We start from the raw sequence: 15,668 nt of genomic DNA on the forward strand, positions 1-15,668 counted from the left end.
TCAGCCTCCTCTCTTGGGCAGGTTGCCGATCGCGATGAGGGCGAGACCGGCAAGGATCAGGGCGGCTGGAATGTAGATCAGGGCGACCCCGGCCACGGCCAGCCCGGCGCCGAGGAGTTCGAGCCTCGATTGCGTCTTCTCAGACATGCCCTCAGCCTCCTAGTTGCCGGATCCTCGGCTCGGGTTTCTTCTCCACGGGGCGGTCCAGGCACCACAGGGCGCCGGTGAAAGCGATCAGCGGCGAGACGTCCACCGGGGATTTGCGTCTGTCCCAGAGGAAGCTGCCGCCGTCGGTGAGTTTCGGTGTCGCAGTCGCAGCGGCCACATCGACCACCGGCTGCGGGAAGTGCCGGAATCCGTTGTCACGGACCGCGTCATAGAACTTGCCCGTCCCGGAGGTCAGCTCCGGGCCGGACCAGGACACGACCGGAAGGCCTGCCTCCTCCAGCTGCGGCATCAGATCTGACACCGGGGCGCCGCGAGTTTGGCCGGTCACCGCGTCGATGATCTCGGCGCGCTCAGTCAGCCAGTCGATGACCCAGCCCGTGCCGGCGGACTCAGACACCGACCGCGACGCCACCAGCTCCACCTGGGGGAAGCCCTCGGCGTCCCGGCCAGCGAAGGCGATATGCGCCCGGCCGCGGTCGACTGCGATGTCCACGCAGGCGACGACGTTGCCGACGATCTGCGGCATTTCCTCGCCCGGATGATCCTCGGCGACCCACTGGCCGGCCTCCCACGCGCCCGGCGGGAACGGGCCTTCCAGTGACCCGTCCGACCACTGGCACAGAACCTCGGTGCGGAAGACCCACTCCGGGTCTGTCTTGGCCGCAGACATCAGGGACCGCTCGGTGACCAGGCCATGGCCCAGCGACGGGTTCGCCTGCGCCCAGCCCTCGGGGTCCATGACGTCGCAGCCCGGCGGCGCCGACCACTCGAAGATCCCCAGCGACTCATCGCCGGTGGACGCGCTCGACTCCTCGGCGTCGTCCATGCCGGGAACGCCTTCCGCCGGCAGCAGCGACTCCGGGTCGTCGTCAGCGTTGATCCCATCGGGGTCACCCAAGGGCTTGTGGGCCATCTTCCGCAGGTAGCGCAGCACGACCGAGGTCGCGTCGCCGGCGTTCGACATCGCCCACACCTGGGCGTTCGGGCGGGCGATCGTCGTCTTGGTGATCGCGCCCCAGGCATCCCAGGTCTGATGCTCGCGCAGCTCGTCGAGCATGATCAGATCACCCGAGAGGCCACGGCCAGCCCGGCGGTTCGCGGCCTTGACCTTGTACCGCTCCCCCGATTTCAGCCGGATCGTCTTCTTGCCGTTGACCATGATCGGCTTGTCAGCCAGCTCGGCGAGCTCCGGGGTCTCCTCGATGATCTCCAGGGCGCCGTCCCAGACCTCCTCGGCCGTGTCCAGATCCTGCGCCGTGCCCAGGATCAGGTTGATCCCCAGCATGTAGAGCATGAACAGGGCCAGCACCTGCGACAGGGTCGACTTCCCCTGCTGGCGTGCTACCAGCACGACGACCGTGCGGAAGCGGAACAGCGGAACATCCTTGCCGCGGCGGTGCATGTTCTTCACCGTCACCCCGGGCGAGAGTTCCAGGGCATGGATCAGCAGCCACTTCTGCCACGGGTACAGCGTCACGTCGCAGACGTTCTCCGCGAACCTGATCGCCGCGAATCCCAACGAGGTGTTCTCCGTCAGCGGCCGCAGCGGTCGCGTCCACACCCGGGGAACCTCAGAGCCCCGCAGCTTCTTAGACTGCCCGGAGCCCCGTGTCTTTGCGGAGTTGCGCGAGCTTGCCACCCGAGCCCCCCTTATCCTCCTTGTCCAGCTTCTGGCGAGCGATCGGCGTCAGACCCAGAGCGTCGAGGAACTTCAAGAACGTTGGCAGCGTGACATTGTCGTTGTGGGGCACGGTGGGCCTGTCGCCACTCTCGGACGCGTCCTCTTTCGCCCACTGCACGATCACGTCCCAGGCGTCGATCTTGTCGGCCAGAGCGCGAGCCGCGGCGATTGTCCCGGCGTCAGTCTCGGTCAGGTGGTCAGCAGCTTCGACGGCGTCCTCGAAGGCATCTCGCACGTCACCCACTGTCACCACCGCCTCGATGTCGATCCCAGTCCCTCGCCGAAGACAGCAGGCCAGCCAGGGAATCGCCGGACGCCGTCGGCATCGTCGAAGCTCTCCAGCCAGTGCTTCACCCCGGCCTGCTCCCTCGGCACATCCCGGCCTCGGCTGCGCACCCGGCGCATCAGCTCCTCGCGTGGCGCCGAGAGCAGGAACGTGTCGGTCGCTCGGACCATGCGCGCAGCACGCCGACGTGCCGACGAGGTCGCCGCCGAGCGGATCACCACAGCACGAGCGCCGGCGTCATCGGCCAGCCGCTTCAGTGCGTCCGTGAAGTGCCGCTCCGACAGCCACTCCGGGTCGTCGCGGTCGTAGACTGTGAGCCCTGAGCGCCGGGCCTCCGTGGTCTTGCCCGCACCAGGCGGGCCACAGAGCAGGACAACCTGTCGCACTGGTGACCCCATTCGCAATAGGTATTGACTTACACCTCTTGGCACCTGGCCCAAACTGGATAGAGTCCTTGATATGAACTCTCCCCGATTCGCCGCAGCCATTTTCCTGCTCGCCGCTGCGAGCCTTACCGCCTGCGCAGGCGACGAGTCCGAGGATGCAGGGCCCTCCGCCGAATGCCTGGACGCGATGAGCGCCGCTGCCGACGAGCCCGACCCTGACGCCGCGGACCCCCTGATCAAGGACACTGCGTATGCGTGTGACTCTCCCGAGGAATGGGAAGCGGCCTTGGCTGAGTATCCGGGGGCGATGGGCCTCACCGAACGCGCAGACGTCTCGGGATCCATCAACACGGTCTGCTATTCCGTTCCTGACGCGCCCGCCTGCGAGGGCGTGGAGTAGTGCGGCCCGAGTTCCTCAGCCATACCCAGGCTGTCGTCATTCTCAATAAGTCTTGCGGTATGACTTGACATCAGGTATCACGCGCACGCATGCGCGACCCCCCTATGCCCCTCGGGGGAGGGAGGCCGCTAAACCCCCGCTGTTGCCGCCCCCTTGGTCCTCAGAGTTTTGACCCGCCCCTCCCCTTTTCGCCGCTCTGTGATGCCCTCAAGGCATCAGGTCGGGCGATTTTCGGAGGATCGGCCCAGTTTTTTCCGGGACTTATTGAGAATGCCGGACTTACCACTGTCGCGACGTGTTCCCGATGCTCACGGTCGCGGTCTTGCCTTCAGCCTTGTTGCAGGACAGATGCGCAGGACTCCAGTTCGCTGGATCCCATGTGAGGTGCGGGAACAGGGCGCGTGACTTGACGTGCTGGACAGAGCAGCCGTCGGGGTCGGTGGAGGGCAGGTCGTAGTCGATGGGCTGCTTGCAGATGCAGCAGGGTTCGCCGCGTGCTCGGCCTTTGCGCTTGACCTCGTCGAGTGCGCGGGCGGCGCGGCGTCCGTTCCAGGCGGGGGTGCTTCGGCCGTCGGTCATGGCACCCTCCCCCCCTGTGTTTTTCGGTGGGGGTGCGCCCTCCCCCTCCCCTCCTGTTTCTGGTGAGGGTGGGGGTGTGCCCCGGTCGCGCCTTCCCCTGCGTCGACCGGGGCACTGACTCCCAGAACCACCTGTGAAAGGAACGTCGCCGGACATGCGAAAGGCCCCATCCCGATCCGGGAGAGGGGCCTTTGGATACACGTCTGCTTGAACCGGGACCAGATTAACACACCTCAGGCGGCCTCGCTCAACAGCCCGATCAGCGCGTTGAAGCCTGGGTCGGCCGCGTGCCAGACGGCTCCACACTCGGCGCACGAGATGTCCCAGTCTGTGGTCGGTCTCAGTCCGCCGCTCTCGTCCCAGACGCCAGCGGTCAGGGCCGCCTTACGGTCGCCGTTCTCGTTGCAGATCCAGGTGACGCCGCACGCGGGGCAGGCCTTCCTCAGCGGCCGACGTGCTGGTGCCGGGTCGACGATCTGATGGATGCTGTCGATCATGTCACGGGTGACCTGCACCAGGTGCGCGACAGTCTCGGGCCTATCCTCCCGTGCCCAGCGGTCCAGGATGACGTCGAGCGGCCCGGTGAGACCGACCCTCTCCGCCTCCTCCTGCTGCGCGGTGTGGAGCAGCTGTAGCTGCAGCTCAACGGCGTCGGTGTTGATCGGCAGCGGGCTCTCATTGCCGCCTCCCTGGCCTCCGCCGGACGGTTGGACCTCTCCGGCCAGCTGGTCGAGCAGCGCGGGCCGCTGGACCAGCCGGCCATCTGCTCGCTTGGCGAGGTGGGCGCGGATCAGCTGATGGATGTTCTGTGGGAGCGTCATGGGTTCGGTCATGGGGCCTCCGTGGTGCGTGTGGGCATGAGAAAGCCCCGCCACCGTGGTGAGGTGGCGGGGCTCGTGAGGGCTGTGTGCGAACTGTAGCTATGCGGGTGGATCGCCGACAGGCACGTGGATCAAGTACTCGTGAACCGGTGACACCTCATGACTCCCTCCTTCGTCACTCAGCACGAACATTCTGTCGACGTCAAAACTATGCACTTCGCCAATCACTTCTGGATGTGAGGAATAACGCTTCGAGACCCTGACTCGATCCCCTGGACGAAGCTTGCTGTACGTTGCAATACTCCACCCAGGTACGTCTCGGCCGTCTGTCATGGTTGCCTCCTTTGAATGTGCACTTCTCACACCTACTGGCTGCGTGAAGGGACTATCCCGTCCGGGGTGACTCGCAGCCGTCATGGAGCGCTCAGAATCAGGTGTGATGTTGATCGTATGCCAGGGGAGCCTCCATCCGGGCTGATTCAGGACTAGAACTTCATTGGGTAGGGGTCCGCATCCTCCTGAACGTCTATGGGCTTCCTGCCACGCGCCGACGACGTGGCGATCACCTCTCAATGCACACGAGCGGCAATTCAAGAAGTGGCTAGCTACCCACTGAATCCAGCGAGCGACAATCCGTGCGAGCGGCTGCTGTGAACCGCAACTATCCCCAAGGGCCTTTGCGGCCGGTAGCATCATGGCAATAGCGCTAGCGTAGGCGCCCTCGGCGTGGCTCCCCGAGCTGCTTGCCGCGGCGCGGTCAGGAGAGCGGGATGTTTGATCAGTTGCCGGTATTCGGAGAAGGCCGCAGCGTCTACCCGAAACCCAGTTCGGACAAGGAGGAACTTGCAAGTGTCCTGATCACCGTGAAGGCAGCCCCTCAGCCCTCCGAAAAGTACGGCGATACCGTCTGCGTGGCAGGGATTCGACTCTCAGATCACGGCCCTGAGTGGGTAAGACTCTATCCAATACCCTTCCGCTCACTGGAAGAGTACGCGAGATTCTCTAAGTACGAGATCATCGAGGTCCCTATCAGGCCCTCTCGAGATGACTCTCGCGCCGAGAGCTTCAAGCCGGATCGGAGTCGCATACGCCGTGGGCAACGGCTCAGTAAGTGGGAGACCCGGCACACCTTCATAGGACCACTTGTGGGGGAATGGACGATGTGCAGTATTGCTAAAGCACGCGAAGCAGGCGAAGTGTTCCCCTCCCTGGCTGCGATCGTTCCTGCCAAGGTAATGGGGATGGACATCGAGCATCACCCCGGCTGGACTCAAGATCAGCTAGTGAAGCTTCGAAGAGACGTCGGACAGATGGACCTCTTCGGGGAGGTGGCCAAACAGCACGTACTTGATGCACCCCGATTCCAGGCATGGTTCAAGTATCTCTGCATGAGCTCCGGATGCAACGGCCATCGCCAGAGTCTCCTCGACTGGGAATTCGTCGCCCTAAGCCGGCGGCTACCTGACCAGGACGATGAGACCGCGATGGAACAGCTCCGGCGAAAGTTCCTGGGGGAGCTATGCGACCCTGACCGGGGCCCCCTCTTCTTCGTGGGAAACCAAGCGAAACGTCCTCAGGCTTACGGCGTGCTCGGTGTGTATCGATCCGCCTAGACGGCTGCCAGGCGGCTCAGGGCGGACTTCACCTCGGCGAGTATGACTGCGCGATGGCAACAACGCTCGGACGCCTCGAAGCATAGGAGAGCGACGCGTTCGTGCCCGGCCAGGTATACGAGCTCCTCGAGGGCAGGTGAAGCGGCTTCAGCCTTCAATATGTCAGCGAACGTCTCACGGGCGTGTTGATGTGCTGCAGTCCCGGGGTCCCAGAATCCAGCGCGGTTCTCCTTGGGGTTGCCCAACTCGCGGCGGTGCTCGTAGCGGATTCCAGCACCGGCGAGCGCCTCGCGAAGGGCCGTCTTTGACAAGCCCTTTTTGCGGGAGATCGGGTTCAGTCGCACGTCTACGACTACATCGATCTGCCATAGGTCGAGCTCACGGATCAGCTGCTCGGAGGTCTTGCCTTCGTAGCCGATTCCGATGATCCCCGGGGCATCTGGTGTATGCATAGGTGTCATTGTGGCATGGAGGTTTCTGCGTGGCGTTCGCTGCTGGGTGTCTAGGTCAGTCATGAGGTGTCCTCCTGGGTGATGGTGAGCGTGATGCCGGGCGCGTGTGGCCGGGCGTCGCCTTCGCGGGGGTCTGGTCCGGTGAGGTGTTCGTTGGTGTCGTCGGGGATGACGTGCGCGTCGACGAGCCCGTCCATGACTGCTTTCAGGGTGGGGACGAGGTTGTGGGCGTCGTAGGCGCGTCGGGTCTTCTTGTGTACGTGGGCGGTGACGTGGATGCGGTCATATGGGCCGATCCGGGCGGTGCGGGCCATGAGGCCGGCGGTGCGGCGCCATTCCTTTGTCAGCCGCGCCCTCGGAGCCCAGTGCATCCGGTCGTTCGCATTGATGAACGCGGCGGGTTGTGGGATGAACAGCTCAGGCACGGGCGGCCTCCTCGATCTGCTGGGAGGCGCGGCCCATGTAGAGCTCGGCGAGTCGCGGCTGTCCGGTATCGAGGCAGTGGCGGGCGCGGGTGATGCACGTGCCAGGGGTGAGGGTGTCTCGCAGGTACGCGGGGTTGAGTTTCATGGGCACCGGGTCGGGGGCGTCGGCGGTGATATGCACGGTGGACTCCTTCTCAGGGGTGCTGCTCGGTCTCGAAATAACAGAGCCCCCGGCGACGGCCGAAGGCTCCTGGGTAGGGTTGGGCGGGTGACTAAATCTCCTTCTCCCGCTGGTGCGTCTCGTGTTATCCCGCTGGGCTGGCTGATGGCCACCGCGTTCGCGAAAACACGGACGTCTGCGGTTCTCGCAGCCCCGCTGGCCGTGCTCATGCTGGTCCCTTACGCCCTGCGCGGTCAGCTCTACGAGACACCGCAAGGGGACGGGATGGTGATCTTCGGCCGGTACCGGCTCTGGGCTGAATTCGTGATCGTCGCGGTCCTGATGGTGCCGCTGTTCGTGCTGTACATCTGGCTGCTCAACACGCATGGGATCGGGTGGGCGACCACGTACTGGGCTGCACTGATGGCCCTGCTGCTCGGTGCCGCGGTCGCCCTGGGACAGGGATCAATGTCGCTGCCGACCGGACGTGAGACACCCCGGGGGAAGCGATGGCAGGTCGCCGCGTTGGCGCAGCGCCCCGGGACCAGGCTGTCGGCGGTGCAGCTTGCGCGCCGGCTGGGCGAGGCTCTGCCGCCGGGCACGGTGTTGGTGGCCGCGGCTGCCAGTGACGACCTGGTACGGAGGTATGAGCGCTTGGGGTTCACCGAGGGGAAGAAGCGCCGGGTCTACCGGGTCGTGCCCGAGGACTGATCGACGCGGCGGCCTCGGCCCGGCGCGCCTCCCCTGTCAGAACAGAGCCAGCTGCTCGACTCTCGGCGCGTCGGTCTCGGCCGCGTGCGCCTCGGAGCCGGGCGGGCGGCCCGGCCATTGTTGGTCCCGGTCGGCTGCGGGGTCACGCGGGGCCCTCCGCGTCGACGCGGCCGCCGATGCGGTCGAGCTTGTCGCGGAGCTCGTCGGGCATCGGCGTGCCCTGTGGCTTCGGGAGCTCCCCCAGTGCGGCCCGCTTGGCCTCCGACTGGACACGGGTGGTGATGAGGATCCGGCGGCACTCTGCCGCCGTCAGAACGGGCGCCTTGTCGATCGCCAGGACGCCGTAGTACTGCTTGATCCCCCACCGGACCTGTGCCGGAGTGAACTTCCTCAGCCCGTGGTGCCACACCTCGGCAAGCGCCGGAATCTCTTTGGATGCGATGACGCGGGCGTCGATCTGCGCCAGGTAGGTCACGGCCGCCTTGGCGTCCTCCTCAGTGAACTGGTCAGGGCGGTCGTTCATCGGGTGATCCTCCTCGGCTCCTCGGTGGTGGGGGCGTCTAGCATGAACGGGTTATCGGCGGCGGCGCGCTGTTCATCCCAGCCTTCGTTGCGGGAGAGCCATGCGCGGCCCGCGTCGATCCGCTGCTCGGCGCTGGTGCGGCGTGGTCCGCCGTCGCGCTTCTGGAACTGGTGAGCGTTGGTCAGCCAGGTGAAGAAACTGCGGGACCAGTCGGCCTGTCGGCGGTCGTTGGCATTGGCGTAGTTGACGAACTTGTCGGCCTCGAGGTTCAGGTCGACGCCGAGCTCTCGGGCTCGGGTGGCGTGCGCCTCGGTGGGGGTCCAGTCGTCGGGGATCGGCCGGGCGGGTTTGCGTCGTCCTTTGCCGCCGCTGCCTCCGTGGCTCATGTCGGCGCTCGCGCTTGCGCGTGCGTCGCTCATCCCTACTTCAGTAGGGATGGGTACGGGTACGGGTACGGGAGGATTCGGGGACGATTCGTCCTTGGCTGACACTGACCCGACGGGCACCTGATCCTGACCTGATCGGGCACCTGATCGGGTACCTGATCGGGTACCTGATCGGGTACCCGATTCTGCGGTGCAGAACTCGCAGTCGTGAGCGACAACACCGCGAGCGACGTGCCAGCGCTGGTGGTTGCCTCGAGCCGCGCCAGTGGATTCGGCGCCGCGCTTGGCCTCGACCGACTCACGTGTGGGCTGGTATACGTGCCAGTTGCGGAACGTCCATCCGGTGGCGGTCTGCTCCCATAGGCCCGCCTCGACTAGCTCGGCGGCCTCGGCGTCGGTGCCTCCGAGTCGCCGCAACTGGCCCGGAGTGATCGCTCCGTCGGTGAGGTAGTCGGCGCACCACGAGCCGGCAACCGTCCACACGCCGACGGCGGCGAGCGAAAGCTCCGCGACCTTCGGGTGTCCGTGGAACTTGTCGTCGACCTTGAACCAGGTCATGCGGGGCTCCTCTCGTTGAGTTGTTCGGGTCGGCGGAAGCCGCCTTGCCAGCGTCGGGCGCGGGCGATGGCTTGGATGCTGAGCTCGTCGACCCCGTAGTCGGCCGCCAACCGGGTCAGTACCCGGTGCATGTCGTCCTTGTGGGCGGCCGCGCCGGCGCCGCATGAGCAGCGGAAGCTGTACCCGTGGACAGGTCGCCGGCGGAGGTTCATGTCTGCTTCGGGTGGGTCGCACGCCCAGCCGCCGAAGTCGACGACCACAGCGACCTTGCGGAGCGGGTGTCCGGCTGAGCATGTGATGGTGAAGATATTCATGCGATCCTCTCGGGCGCGACTCGGCCCCGCCTCCCCTTGATGGGGGCGACGGGGCCGCAGGTGGCGCTGTGAAACCCTGAGGGCCCCGCACCTAGTGGTGCAGGGCCCTCAGAGGCGTGTAGTTGTTGTGGTCAGTCAGCCGCTCTCGCAGCCCCACCCATCGTTGTCCGCGTCGAGACCGTGCGGGTCGCTGCCGGTCACTCGGACGGGCTTGGACTCCGCCGGCAGGTCACCGCAGTTGATGTCCGGCGGGTAGGGCGGGATGCACGGTGAGTAGCCCTCCGCACACTCCGCGCCAGGCTGCTCCGGGGCCGGCTCCGGTTCAGGCTCAGGTTCCGGCTCTGGCGCCTGCGTCTGGCAGGTGCGCATCGCTGTGGCGTCGTCCGCGGCGATGTAGTCCGGCTCCCTCGTGTGGAACCCGTATCCGTCACGAGAGTCGTACCGGGAGATCGCCAGGCCTTCCTGGATGAGAGTCAGCCCGGCGTCGACCCCGTCGACGTCGATATAGCGCAGCAGCCGGTCGTAACGATCGGTGTCGTCGCCGTCTCGGACCAGGGTGACAGTCTTGCCCTGGACGAGTTCGACCATGCGCTGGGTGGCGGTGTCGGCGTGGCACTCGCCGGTCTCGGGGGTATCGATACCGAGGAGGCGTACCCGGTCGTCGTTGTCGAGGACGACGGTGTCTCCATCGATCACCCGGGTCACGACCGCGGTGTGCGTGTCGGAGTCCTGAGTGGGTTCCGGTGTCGGGGACGGCGACTCTGTCGTTGGTGATGGGGTGGGGGTAGGGGATTCCGTGGTGGGGTCGTCGCTGGGCTCGTCCGAAGGGGACTCAGACGGCGAGGGAGACTCTGACGGTGACTCAGATTCTTCCGGCTCCTCGTCGGGTTCTTCGCTGGCGGTGGCCTTCGAGCTGGTCTCGACCTCTGTGCGCTGCTGCTCACGGTCGGCGGCACGCTCCGCAGTCCCGTCCGGGTCGACGAGCGTGATGATCGTGCCGAGGGCGATGATCGCGGCGAAGAGCAGAACGAGGCTGCTGCAGCCGATGGCGGGGATCTTGAGGATCAGCGGCCATCGCTTGAAGCGTTGCCACCGTGAGAGCTTGCCTGGGGTGCTGGTCATGGGGCGTCCTTACAAGGTGCGAGTGATCTGGCCCTCTCTCCAGATCTGAGGACAGAGTAGCCCGTCTCGCACTCGCAGGCGTTGCCCACGCGGCGTCCCCGCCGCCCTGGTGTGGGCGACGGGGCCGGTGTGGTGGTGTTGTCAGCGGCGGGTGCGGATAGCGAACCCGGTCAGGATTGACATGTCGGCGGCCTCAGAACGGGGGCTCACCGCCGACGGGCGGGGTATCCCAGCCTGCGCCGGTAGCCACGGCTGTCGTGGTCTGGTGGCCGCCCCAGGTGGACCCGCCGCCGTTGTTGCGGCCGGCGCGCTGGACTCGGGCTGTGGCGAACCGGAGGGCGGGGCCGACCTCCTCGACGTCGACCTCCCACACGGTGCGGCGGTCACCCTCTTTGGTGTCGAACGTGCTCGCCTTCATGCGGCCGTGCACGAGGGCGCGGGCGCCCTTTGTGAGGGTCTCGGCGACGTTCTCGGCCATTTCGCGCCACACGTTGCACCGGACGAACAGGGGCTCCTCGTCGACGTATTCGTTTCGCTGTCGGTCCCAGCGGCGCGAGGTTGATGCGACGGTGAAGTTGGTGACCGCGACGCCGGATTTGGTGAACCTCAGCTCGGGGTCGGCGGTGAGGTTGCCGGTAACGGTGATGAAAGTGTCATTTGCCATGTGTGGACCCTTCGGTGTTGTCGTGCTGGTGTGTGGTGGTCATGCGGTGTTGCCGGTCCATTCGAGGGCCGGGAGGGTGTCGCCGGTGTCGAGCTCGGCGAGCTCGCCGCCGCGCCATGCGCCGATGAGTCGCTCGCGGGATCGGTCGCCGTCGGCGTACTTGACGCTGAACGACGAGGGCGGCGGGGTGTGGGTGCGGACGCCGGGCACCTGCTCGCCGTCGGCGCTGTAGTGGCGCCCATCGGCCTCGGGGTACTCGGCGGCGATGACCTTGAGCAGCTGCGGGTCGACCCGGCGGACGGTGACCTTCTCGACGGCGTCGGGGTAGTGCTCGGCGGCCCAGTCGATGAACGCGTCGTCGTCGGTGATCTCGGTGCGGGGGGTGGGCTGGGAGATCGTGAGCGTCGCGATCTGCTCGTCGTCGGGGAGTTTGACGGCGACCTGCTTGACGCCATGCTCCTCGTGGAGCTCAAGCAGATCGTCGATGACGTGCTGCCGTTCGGCTTTGACCTCGGCGCCTGCGGCGTCGGCGACTGTCTTGCGGAGCAGGAACGCGAGCCGGTCGGCCTTGGTGAGGGGTGTGTGGTCAGACATGGTCGGGTGTCTCCTCTGTGGTGTTGTCGGGGATGATCTCGGCGTCGACGGGGGCCTCGTCGCGGGCGGTCGGCGCGGGGGTGGTCAGCTCAGTGAAGCGGGCGCGGACCTCGGCGAGGATGGGGTCGTGGGGCCGGTTGCGTGCCAGCCATTTACCGATCTGCTCGAGCTGGTCGGGGTTGTCCCACCCGGCGCGAACACTGTCGATGATGTTCGCGGGTGTGGTGTCGTCCGTGTCGGCGGAGGTGGTGCGCTTCGGGCTGTGAGTGGCGGCGTGGTCCTCGTCGGCAGGCCGACCATGGGGCCGGGTGGTGGCAATATCCGGGGCGGCGTCCCGGTTGTCGGCCTGTTGCATCTCGTCGGAGGTGTAGAGCCCGGAGAGATCCTGGGGAAACGCTCGGCGGAGCGCGAGCGCCTCGGCGCACTTCGCGAGCTGACCGGCCGGGCGGTCGCGCCACATCTGCGTCAGGTCACCATTTCGCTTGCGGGCGGCGTACTCGCTGAACAGGGCGATGCCGGGGAATCGCTCGCCACCCCGGCGGACGACCACGCGGGCGGCGGCGGGCGGCTCCGGGGCGAGCCACACGTCCGACCACTTGCCGTCAGGGCCGCACCACTGGGTGTCCTCATAGCCGAGGGTCTCCTGCGTCCGCCGGGTGGTCCGATCGGCGATGAGTCGGAATCCGTCGATGCCGGTCTGAATGGTCTGCTTGCCCTGCCGCTCGATCATGTAGATCTGTCGGGCGAACGGATCGAGACCGGTCCGTTTGCACACGTGGAAGAACACTTGTGCGTCGGCCTGGGTGGCTTTCTCGACACCCATGTGTTGCAGGGCGGTCGCCTGCGCGGGGGTGAACCCCGATTGATCGTCGGTGATGGTCAACGCGGTCGAGGCGTCGGTCATGGTGGTGTCTCCTAGTCAGGTTGTGGTGTTGTCGCCGATGAGGCCGAGCAGGCCGACCGTGGCAAGGGCGGCACCCGCGAGCGCGGCACCGGCGTCGTGGAAATTGCAGACGTAGACGGCGACTCCGAGGGCGGCCAGTGGTGCCCACAGGCGTAGCTTCCGGCGGACGTGCGGAGGCCGGTGGTGGCGAGTCATGTGCGAGTGCGAGGTCATCGGCCGGCCTCCATCTCCCACAGGCGTTCCAGGTGTGATTCCTCGTCGATCTGCTCGGCATGTTCGGAGCAGAAGCCATAGCTCTCTGACCGCTCGGGGCAGCCGTCCCACTCGCACGGGCGCGTGTGCCAGATCGGGGTATCAAGCCGCATGGCCGGGCCTCCCCTCGACTCGGGGGCGCGCTTGACCCGCGCAGCGGTAGCAGAGGATCCGGCCGTAGCGGCGCTCCAGGGTCAGGGCCTGCTCGGAGGCGAGGCACATCGGCGATCGGCAGTCCTCGCACTCGGTGGTGATCAGCATGGACATGAGGGGCTCCTATACGGTGGTGGGCATGGACGTCGCTGCTTGGGTCTCATCTGTTGCCGCTGTCTTCTCTGCTGCGTTCACCGTCGTGGCGTGGCACCGGTCGAACCTGTCGAAGGCGGCCCGACAGGCGGCTGATGCAGCCGAGCAGCGGGCGAACCGAAAGGTCGACGCCGTAGAAAAGCAGGCCGCCGAACTGCGTCGGCTAGTCGATGGACTGAGCCGCCCTCCGCTCGTCGCGGTGGCAGAGAGGACCAAGTCAGGTCGACGAATATGGCTGGAGAACACGACTGACGCGCCTGTGGTGATATCCGAGGTAGTCAATGACGAGGACTTCATGCAGCTCGACATCGAGCGTGAGATCCCCGCGACGATTCCGCCCGGGGCACAGTTAGAGATGCGCGCCCTGGCTTCTATGGGTCACACGATTCCGTCGAATCTTCATCTCCGGATCGACGGCAATCGTGATGTTCACGTGCCGATCCGCCCCACGTAATCGCTGCGAAGACGCCTGATGTCGCAGCGGCGGCGATGGAGATCAGGGCGAAGATCCACTCGGGTGTCATGTCATTTCCTCTCGGTGATGTAGGCCCACCAGCGGTCTGCGATCTGCTCGCCGACCGGGTCGGCGTAGACGATGGACAGCGCGCTGTCTGTGGGGTCGGGGCGTCGGCCCTGGACGCTGACGAGCCAGCGGGCCAGCGCCTTGGCGTGGCGCTCACTCACGGATGCGCCGAGCTCTCGGGCGGTGTACTTGACCCACTTCTTGGCCTCGACGAAGCCAGGAAGGCAGGGGCCGGTAGGGCTGTGTGCAGGCATAGGTTTTCCTCGGTTCAGTCGGGCCGATGCCGGCCCTGCCGTCAGACGACGGACTTTGAGTGATGCGAGTTGCGGGGAGGGTTACGCGGCGAGGAGCTCGCGGATCCGCTTGCGGTCGTAGGCCGGGGTGACGGCCCGGCGGCGCTGGTACGCCTCGATGGAGTCCTCGTAGATGAGGTACTTCGACGTGCGGCCCTTGCCCTTGATGGCGTCGAGCTCGCCGGCTCTGATGAGCCGGTAGATCGTGGACCGGCTGGAGCTGAGGACGCGGCAGGCGTCGGAGACCTGCACGGCGGTGCGAGTAGTGCGGCTCATGCGACAGCCCTCCATGTGCGGATGACGCCGCCGTGTCGCGAGCGGGCGCGGCTGATGGTGAATCCGACGGGCTCGATGATGCGGGCGATGCGAGCGGTATTGAACGCCGAGCCGAACCAGTTGGGGTGGTCGGGCTCGCCGATCATGCGGCGCAGGTCGTCGGCGGTGAACTCTGCCCCTGTTCGGGCGGAGCGGGCGGCAAGGGCTTCGATTGCCTCGCGGGCGCCGGTGAGCCAGTCGGCCCTCGGGTCGGTGCGGATCGCTGCTGCAGTTGCCATATCACGCCGCCGCCTCACCGTAGTAGTACTCGGTCAGCGCGGAGGGCTCGACGTGGAGGGCTGCGGCGATGCGTGCGATCTCTCCGACGCTCAGATTCTCCGGGGCGTCCAGTCGGCGGCGGAGGGTCACACGAGGGACGCCGGTGGTCTCAGCAAGGCTGTTCTCGCTGTGCCCGGCGTTGTCCATGAGATCTCGGATGTGCTGTCCGAGTGCTGCTGTTTTGTCCATACGGACTACAGTAGGCAAGTTTTGTCCGTACGGTCAACCTGGGGTTGAAAGTTGGCATGTCGCCGTTGTCCAGATGGTCATAGACTGACCTCCATGAGCATCGAAGACCTGGACGAGTACGCACTGGCCTACCGGCACGCCCTCGCCGCCGAGCTGCGCAACGAACGCGAGACCCGCGGAGTCACCTACGACGCCATGGCGGCATATACCGGCATGCAGATCAAGACGCTGCACCGGTACCTCTCAGGCGAGCGGGACATGCCATTCGGTCGACTCCACGCGATCGCTGACGCCCTAGACATCAGCCTGCCCGATGTGATGCGCAAAGTAGAGGAACGCGTCCACCAGCCGTGAAGGGCTGACCCCAAGGCTCGCTGACACTCTCGTGATTTCCTCAATAGTCATCTCCCCCATCTCGGAGCCCCTCCTGACTCGGTGCGATTCGAACGTATGTTCGAGCCTACAGGGCGGAGGTGACATTGTTGCAAGATTCACATGTCTCGACTGTGACGGGCCCTCAGCGAATCGCACCTCAGGTGCGATTATGCGGCGAAACCGGCGAAATCGGGCTAACTGGCGAAGTGATGCGGCGGCGACGCGCAAGCCTACTTCCCTGCAATGGTGCGGATCAGAGCGCTTTAGTTTTGAGAGGTGGCACCTAGATTCAAGCCCCGTCGCTCACCCTGATGTCCTGTCTCAAGAGATGGGAGACACCCCGAACCGTCACCGGTTCGGGGTGTTTTTTCTTTGTGGCCGATGCGTCC

Annotated in this window: 27 protein-coding genes; 5 read left to right on the plus strand and 22 right to left on the minus strand. The window is 66.0% G+C overall.

Annotated elements, in window-relative coordinates; translation table 11 throughout:
* Genes ODE13_RS09900 through ODE13_RS09915 form a run of 4 tightly spaced genes read right to left on the minus strand, consistent with a single transcriptional unit; the run spans nucleotide 1 to nucleotide 2,521 of the window.
* The gene (locus tag ODE13_RS09900) at nucleotides 1-147 is read right to left on the minus strand and encodes a hypothetical protein (protein WP_322479131.1); all 147 of its coding nucleotides are present in this window, start codon (nucleotides 145-147) and stop codon (nucleotides 1-3) included.
* Nucleotides 148-151: 4 nt separating this feature from the next.
* A complete protein-coding gene (locus ODE13_RS09905) occupies nucleotides 152-1,729 on the minus strand; it encodes a terminase large subunit domain-containing protein (RefSeq protein WP_322479132.1) in 1,578 nt (525 codons plus the stop codon).
* Between the two features lie 28 nt (nucleotides 1,730-1,757).
* Entirely contained in the window at nucleotides 1,758-2,084 is a 327-nt protein-coding gene (locus tag ODE13_RS09910) for a hypothetical protein (protein WP_139827687.1), read from the minus strand.
* A gap of 11 nt (nucleotides 2,085-2,095) precedes the next feature.
* Nucleotides 2,096-2,521 (minus strand): hypothetical protein, encoded by a 426-nt coding sequence (locus ODE13_RS09915; protein ID WP_070158451.1) that lies wholly within the window; start codon nucleotides 2,519-2,521, stop codon nucleotides 2,096-2,098.
* 73 nt (nucleotides 2,522-2,594) lie between these two features.
* Between ODE13_RS09915 and ODE13_RS09920 the strand changes: the two genes are divergently transcribed.
* Nucleotides 2,595-2,921, plus strand: coding sequence for a hypothetical protein (locus tag ODE13_RS09920; protein ID WP_322479133.1), 327 nt, complete (start codon nucleotides 2,595-2,597; stop codon nucleotides 2,919-2,921).
* A 279-nt stretch (nucleotides 2,922-3,200) separates the two neighbouring features.
* Here ODE13_RS09920 and ODE13_RS09925 read toward each other — a convergent pair whose 3' ends face one another.
* Both ODE13_RS09925 and ODE13_RS09930 read right to left on the minus strand, forming a co-directional pair.
* Nucleotides 3,201-3,500 (minus strand): hypothetical protein, encoded by a 300-nt coding sequence (locus tag ODE13_RS09925; protein ID WP_322479134.1) that lies wholly within the window; start codon nucleotides 3,498-3,500, stop codon nucleotides 3,201-3,203.
* Nucleotides 3,501-3,733: 233 nt separating this feature from the next.
* A complete protein-coding gene (locus ODE13_RS09930; RefSeq protein ID WP_322479135.1) occupies nucleotides 3,734-4,333 on the minus strand; it encodes a hypothetical protein in 600 nt (199 codons plus the stop codon).
* Between the two features lie 758 nt (nucleotides 4,334-5,091).
* Here ODE13_RS09930 and ODE13_RS09935 point away from each other — a divergent pair.
* The gene (locus tag ODE13_RS09935; protein WP_322479136.1) at nucleotides 5,092-5,934 is read left to right on the plus strand and encodes a hypothetical protein; all 843 of its coding nucleotides are present in this window, start codon (nucleotides 5,092-5,094) and stop codon (nucleotides 5,932-5,934) included.
* Here ODE13_RS09935 and ODE13_RS09940 read toward each other — a convergent pair.
* The 3 genes from ODE13_RS09940 to ODE13_RS09950 are packed head-to-tail and all read right to left on the minus strand — an operon-like array spanning nucleotide 5,931 to nucleotide 6,992.
* Nucleotides 5,931-6,449, minus strand: a complete 519-nt coding sequence (locus tag ODE13_RS09940) for a DUF488 domain-containing protein (protein ID WP_322479137.1) — start codon at nucleotides 6,447-6,449, stop codon at nucleotides 5,931-5,933. The two genes, ODE13_RS09935 and ODE13_RS09940, sit on opposite strands and share 4 nt — an antisense overlap.
* Nucleotides 6,446-6,811, minus strand: a complete 366-nt coding sequence (locus tag ODE13_RS09945; protein ID WP_322479138.1) for a hypothetical protein — start codon at nucleotides 6,809-6,811, stop codon at nucleotides 6,446-6,448. Before ODE13_RS09945 ends, ODE13_RS09940 begins: the two co-directional genes overlap by 4 nt.
* Nucleotides 6,804-6,992: a hypothetical protein gene (locus ODE13_RS09950; RefSeq protein ID WP_322479139.1), complete on the minus strand. Its 189-nt coding sequence runs from the start codon at nucleotides 6,990-6,992 to the stop codon at nucleotides 6,804-6,806. Before ODE13_RS09950 ends, ODE13_RS09945 begins: the two co-directional genes overlap by 8 nt.
* A 144-nt stretch (nucleotides 6,993-7,136) precedes the next feature.
* Here ODE13_RS09950 and ODE13_RS09955 point away from each other — a divergent pair, with 144 nt between their 5' ends.
* The gene (locus ODE13_RS09955) at nucleotides 7,137-7,682 is read left to right on the plus strand and encodes a hypothetical protein (RefSeq protein ID WP_322479140.1); all 546 of its coding nucleotides are present in this window, start codon (nucleotides 7,137-7,139) and stop codon (nucleotides 7,680-7,682) included.
* A 142-nt stretch (nucleotides 7,683-7,824) separates the two neighbouring features.
* Here ODE13_RS09955 and ODE13_RS09960 read toward each other — a convergent pair whose 3' ends face one another.
* The 9 genes from ODE13_RS09960 to ODE13_RS10000 all read right to left on the minus strand — a co-directional run bounded on the left by ODE13_RS09960 (nucleotide 7,825) and on the right by ODE13_RS10000 (nucleotide 13,266).
* Complete coding sequence (locus ODE13_RS09960; protein WP_322479141.1) at nucleotides 7,825-8,205, minus strand: hypothetical protein; 381 nt, start codon at nucleotides 8,203-8,205, stop codon at nucleotides 7,825-7,827.
* Nucleotides 8,202-9,149, minus strand: coding sequence for a hypothetical protein (locus tag ODE13_RS09965; protein WP_322479142.1), 948 nt, complete (start codon nucleotides 9,147-9,149; stop codon nucleotides 8,202-8,204). Before ODE13_RS09965 ends, ODE13_RS09960 begins: the two co-directional genes overlap by 4 nt.
* The gene (locus ODE13_RS09970) at nucleotides 9,146-9,463 is read right to left on the minus strand and encodes a hypothetical protein (protein ID WP_322479143.1); all 318 of its coding nucleotides are present in this window, start codon (nucleotides 9,461-9,463) and stop codon (nucleotides 9,146-9,148) included. The genes ODE13_RS09965 and ODE13_RS09970 overlap by 4 nt, the downstream gene beginning before the upstream one ends.
* Nucleotides 9,464-9,598: 135 nt before the next feature.
* A complete protein-coding gene (locus tag ODE13_RS09975) occupies nucleotides 9,599-10,585 on the minus strand; it encodes a thermonuclease family protein (protein ID WP_322479144.1) in 987 nt (328 codons plus the stop codon).
* A gap of 193 nt (nucleotides 10,586-10,778) precedes the next feature.
* Nucleotides 10,779-11,249, minus strand: coding sequence for a single-stranded DNA-binding protein (locus tag ODE13_RS09980; RefSeq protein ID WP_322479145.1), 471 nt, complete (start codon nucleotides 11,247-11,249; stop codon nucleotides 10,779-10,781).
* A gap of 39 nt (nucleotides 11,250-11,288) precedes the next feature.
* Nucleotides 11,289-11,843: a hypothetical protein gene (locus ODE13_RS09985; protein WP_322479146.1), complete on the minus strand. Its 555-nt coding sequence runs from the start codon at nucleotides 11,841-11,843 to the stop codon at nucleotides 11,289-11,291.
* Nucleotides 11,836-12,747: a phage recombination protein Bet gene (bet, locus tag ODE13_RS09990; protein WP_322479147.1), complete on the minus strand. Its 912-nt coding sequence runs from the start codon at nucleotides 12,745-12,747 to the stop codon at nucleotides 11,836-11,838. The genes ODE13_RS09985 and bet overlap by 8 nt, the downstream gene beginning before the upstream one ends.
* A 15-nt stretch (nucleotides 12,748-12,762) precedes the next feature.
* Complete coding sequence (locus ODE13_RS09995; RefSeq protein WP_322479148.1) at nucleotides 12,763-12,960, minus strand: hypothetical protein; 198 nt, start codon at nucleotides 12,958-12,960, stop codon at nucleotides 12,763-12,765.
* Between the two features lie 141 nt (nucleotides 12,961-13,101).
* Nucleotides 13,102-13,266, minus strand: coding sequence for a hypothetical protein (locus ODE13_RS10000; protein WP_322479149.1), 165 nt, complete (start codon nucleotides 13,264-13,266; stop codon nucleotides 13,102-13,104).
* Between the two features lie 25 nt (nucleotides 13,267-13,291).
* Between ODE13_RS10000 and ODE13_RS10005 the strand changes: the two genes are divergently transcribed.
* On the plus strand, nucleotides 13,292-13,759 hold the full coding sequence (locus ODE13_RS10005; RefSeq protein WP_322479150.1) for a hypothetical protein: 468 nt from the start codon (nucleotides 13,292-13,294) through the stop codon (nucleotides 13,757-13,759).
* Between the two features lie 71 nt (nucleotides 13,760-13,830).
* Here ODE13_RS10005 and ODE13_RS10010 read toward each other — a convergent pair whose 3' ends face one another.
* The 4 genes from ODE13_RS10010 to ODE13_RS10025 form a co-directional block, all read right to left on the minus strand.
* A complete protein-coding gene (locus ODE13_RS10010) occupies nucleotides 13,831-14,082 on the minus strand; it encodes a hypothetical protein (RefSeq protein ID WP_322479151.1) in 252 nt (83 codons plus the stop codon).
* Between the two features lie 81 nt (nucleotides 14,083-14,163).
* The gene (locus ODE13_RS10015) at nucleotides 14,164-14,397 is read right to left on the minus strand and encodes a helix-turn-helix domain-containing protein (protein ID WP_322479152.1); all 234 of its coding nucleotides are present in this window, start codon (nucleotides 14,395-14,397) and stop codon (nucleotides 14,164-14,166) included.
* Entirely contained in the window at nucleotides 14,394-14,675 is a 282-nt protein-coding gene (locus ODE13_RS10020) for a hypothetical protein (protein ID WP_322479153.1), read from the minus strand. The genes ODE13_RS10015 and ODE13_RS10020 overlap by 4 nt, the downstream gene beginning before the upstream one ends.
* A gap of 1 nt (nucleotide 14,676) precedes the next feature.
* Entirely contained in the window at nucleotides 14,677-14,904 is a 228-nt protein-coding gene (locus ODE13_RS10025) for a helix-turn-helix transcriptional regulator (protein ID WP_322479154.1), read from the minus strand.
* Nucleotides 14,905-14,997: 93 nt separating this feature from the next.
* On the opposite strand from ODE13_RS10025, the gene ODE13_RS10030 reads away from it, so the two are divergent.
* A complete protein-coding gene (locus ODE13_RS10030) occupies nucleotides 14,998-15,258 on the plus strand; it encodes a helix-turn-helix transcriptional regulator (protein WP_322479155.1) in 261 nt (86 codons plus the stop codon).
* Nucleotides 15,259-15,668: the final 410 nt, after the last annotated feature.

Source organism: Nesterenkonia sp. HG001 (genome assembly GCF_034438835.1).
In the GTDB taxonomy this organism is placed as follows: domain Bacteria; phylum Actinomycetota; class Actinomycetes; order Actinomycetales; family Micrococcaceae; genus Nesterenkonia; species Nesterenkonia xinjiangensis.

Excerpts from the sequence above, each read along its gene's own strand:
- ODE13_RS09900 (WP_322479131.1), bottom strand. The coding sequence starts at position 147 with ATGTCTGAGAAGACGCAATCGAGGCTCGAACTCCTCGGCGCCGGGCTG.
- ODE13_RS09920 (WP_322479133.1), top strand. The coding sequence starts at position 2,595 with ATGAACTCTCCCCGATTCGCCGCAGCCATTTTCCTGCTCGCCGCTGCG.
- ODE13_RS09925 (WP_322479134.1), bottom strand. The coding sequence starts at position 3,500 with ATGACCGACGGCCGAAGCACCCCCGCCTGGAACGGACGCCGCGCCGCC.
- ODE13_RS09930 (WP_322479135.1), bottom strand. The coding sequence starts at position 4,333 with ATGACCGAACCCATGACGCTCCCACAGAACATCCATCAGCTGATCCGC.
- ODE13_RS09935 (WP_322479136.1), top strand. The coding sequence starts at position 5,092 with ATGTTTGATCAGTTGCCGGTATTCGGAGAAGGCCGCAGCGTCTACCCG.
- ODE13_RS09940 (WP_322479137.1), bottom strand. The coding sequence starts at position 6,449 with ATGACTGACCTAGACACCCAGCAGCGAACGCCACGCAGAAACCTCCAT.
- ODE13_RS09955 (WP_322479140.1), top strand. The coding sequence starts at position 7,137 with ATGGCCACCGCGTTCGCGAAAACACGGACGTCTGCGGTTCTCGCAGCC.
- ODE13_RS09960 (WP_322479141.1), bottom strand. The coding sequence starts at position 8,205 with ATGAACGACCGCCCTGACCAGTTCACTGAGGAGGACGCCAAGGCGGCC.
- ODE13_RS09965 (WP_322479142.1), bottom strand. The coding sequence starts at position 9,149 with ATGACCTGGTTCAAGGTCGACGACAAGTTCCACGGACACCCGAAGGTC.
- ODE13_RS09970 (WP_322479143.1), bottom strand. The coding sequence starts at position 9,463 with ATGAATATCTTCACCATCACATGCTCAGCCGGACACCCGCTCCGCAAG.
- ODE13_RS09975 (WP_322479144.1), bottom strand. The coding sequence starts at position 10,585 with ATGACCAGCACCCCAGGCAAGCTCTCACGGTGGCAACGCTTCAAGCGA.
- ODE13_RS09980 (WP_322479145.1), bottom strand. The coding sequence starts at position 11,249 with ATGGCAAATGACACTTTCATCACCGTTACCGGCAACCTCACCGCCGAC.
- ODE13_RS09985 (WP_322479146.1), bottom strand. The coding sequence starts at position 11,843 with ATGTCTGACCACACACCCCTCACCAAGGCCGACCGGCTCGCGTTCCTG.
- bet (WP_322479147.1), bottom strand. The coding sequence starts at position 12,747 with ATGACCGACGCCTCGACCGCGTTGACCATCACCGACGATCAATCGGGG.
- ODE13_RS09995 (WP_322479148.1), bottom strand. The coding sequence starts at position 12,960 with ATGACCTCGCACTCGCACATGACTCGCCACCACCGGCCTCCGCACGTC.
- ODE13_RS10000 (WP_322479149.1), bottom strand. The coding sequence starts at position 13,266 with ATGTCCATGCTGATCACCACCGAGTGCGAGGACTGCCGATCGCCGATG.
- ODE13_RS10005 (WP_322479150.1), top strand. The coding sequence starts at position 13,292 with ATGGACGTCGCTGCTTGGGTCTCATCTGTTGCCGCTGTCTTCTCTGCT.
- ODE13_RS10010 (WP_322479151.1), bottom strand. The coding sequence starts at position 14,082 with ATGCCTGCACACAGCCCTACCGGCCCCTGCCTTCCTGGCTTCGTCGAG.
- ODE13_RS10015 (WP_322479152.1), bottom strand. The coding sequence starts at position 14,397 with ATGAGCCGCACTACTCGCACCGCCGTGCAGGTCTCCGACGCCTGCCGC.
- ODE13_RS10020 (WP_322479153.1), bottom strand. The coding sequence starts at position 14,675 with ATGGCAACTGCAGCAGCGATCCGCACCGACCCGAGGGCCGACTGGCTC.
- ODE13_RS10025 (WP_322479154.1), bottom strand. The coding sequence starts at position 14,904 with ATGGACAAAACAGCAGCACTCGGACAGCACATCCGAGATCTCATGGAC.
- ODE13_RS10030 (WP_322479155.1), top strand. The coding sequence starts at position 14,998 with ATGAGCATCGAAGACCTGGACGAGTACGCACTGGCCTACCGGCACGCC.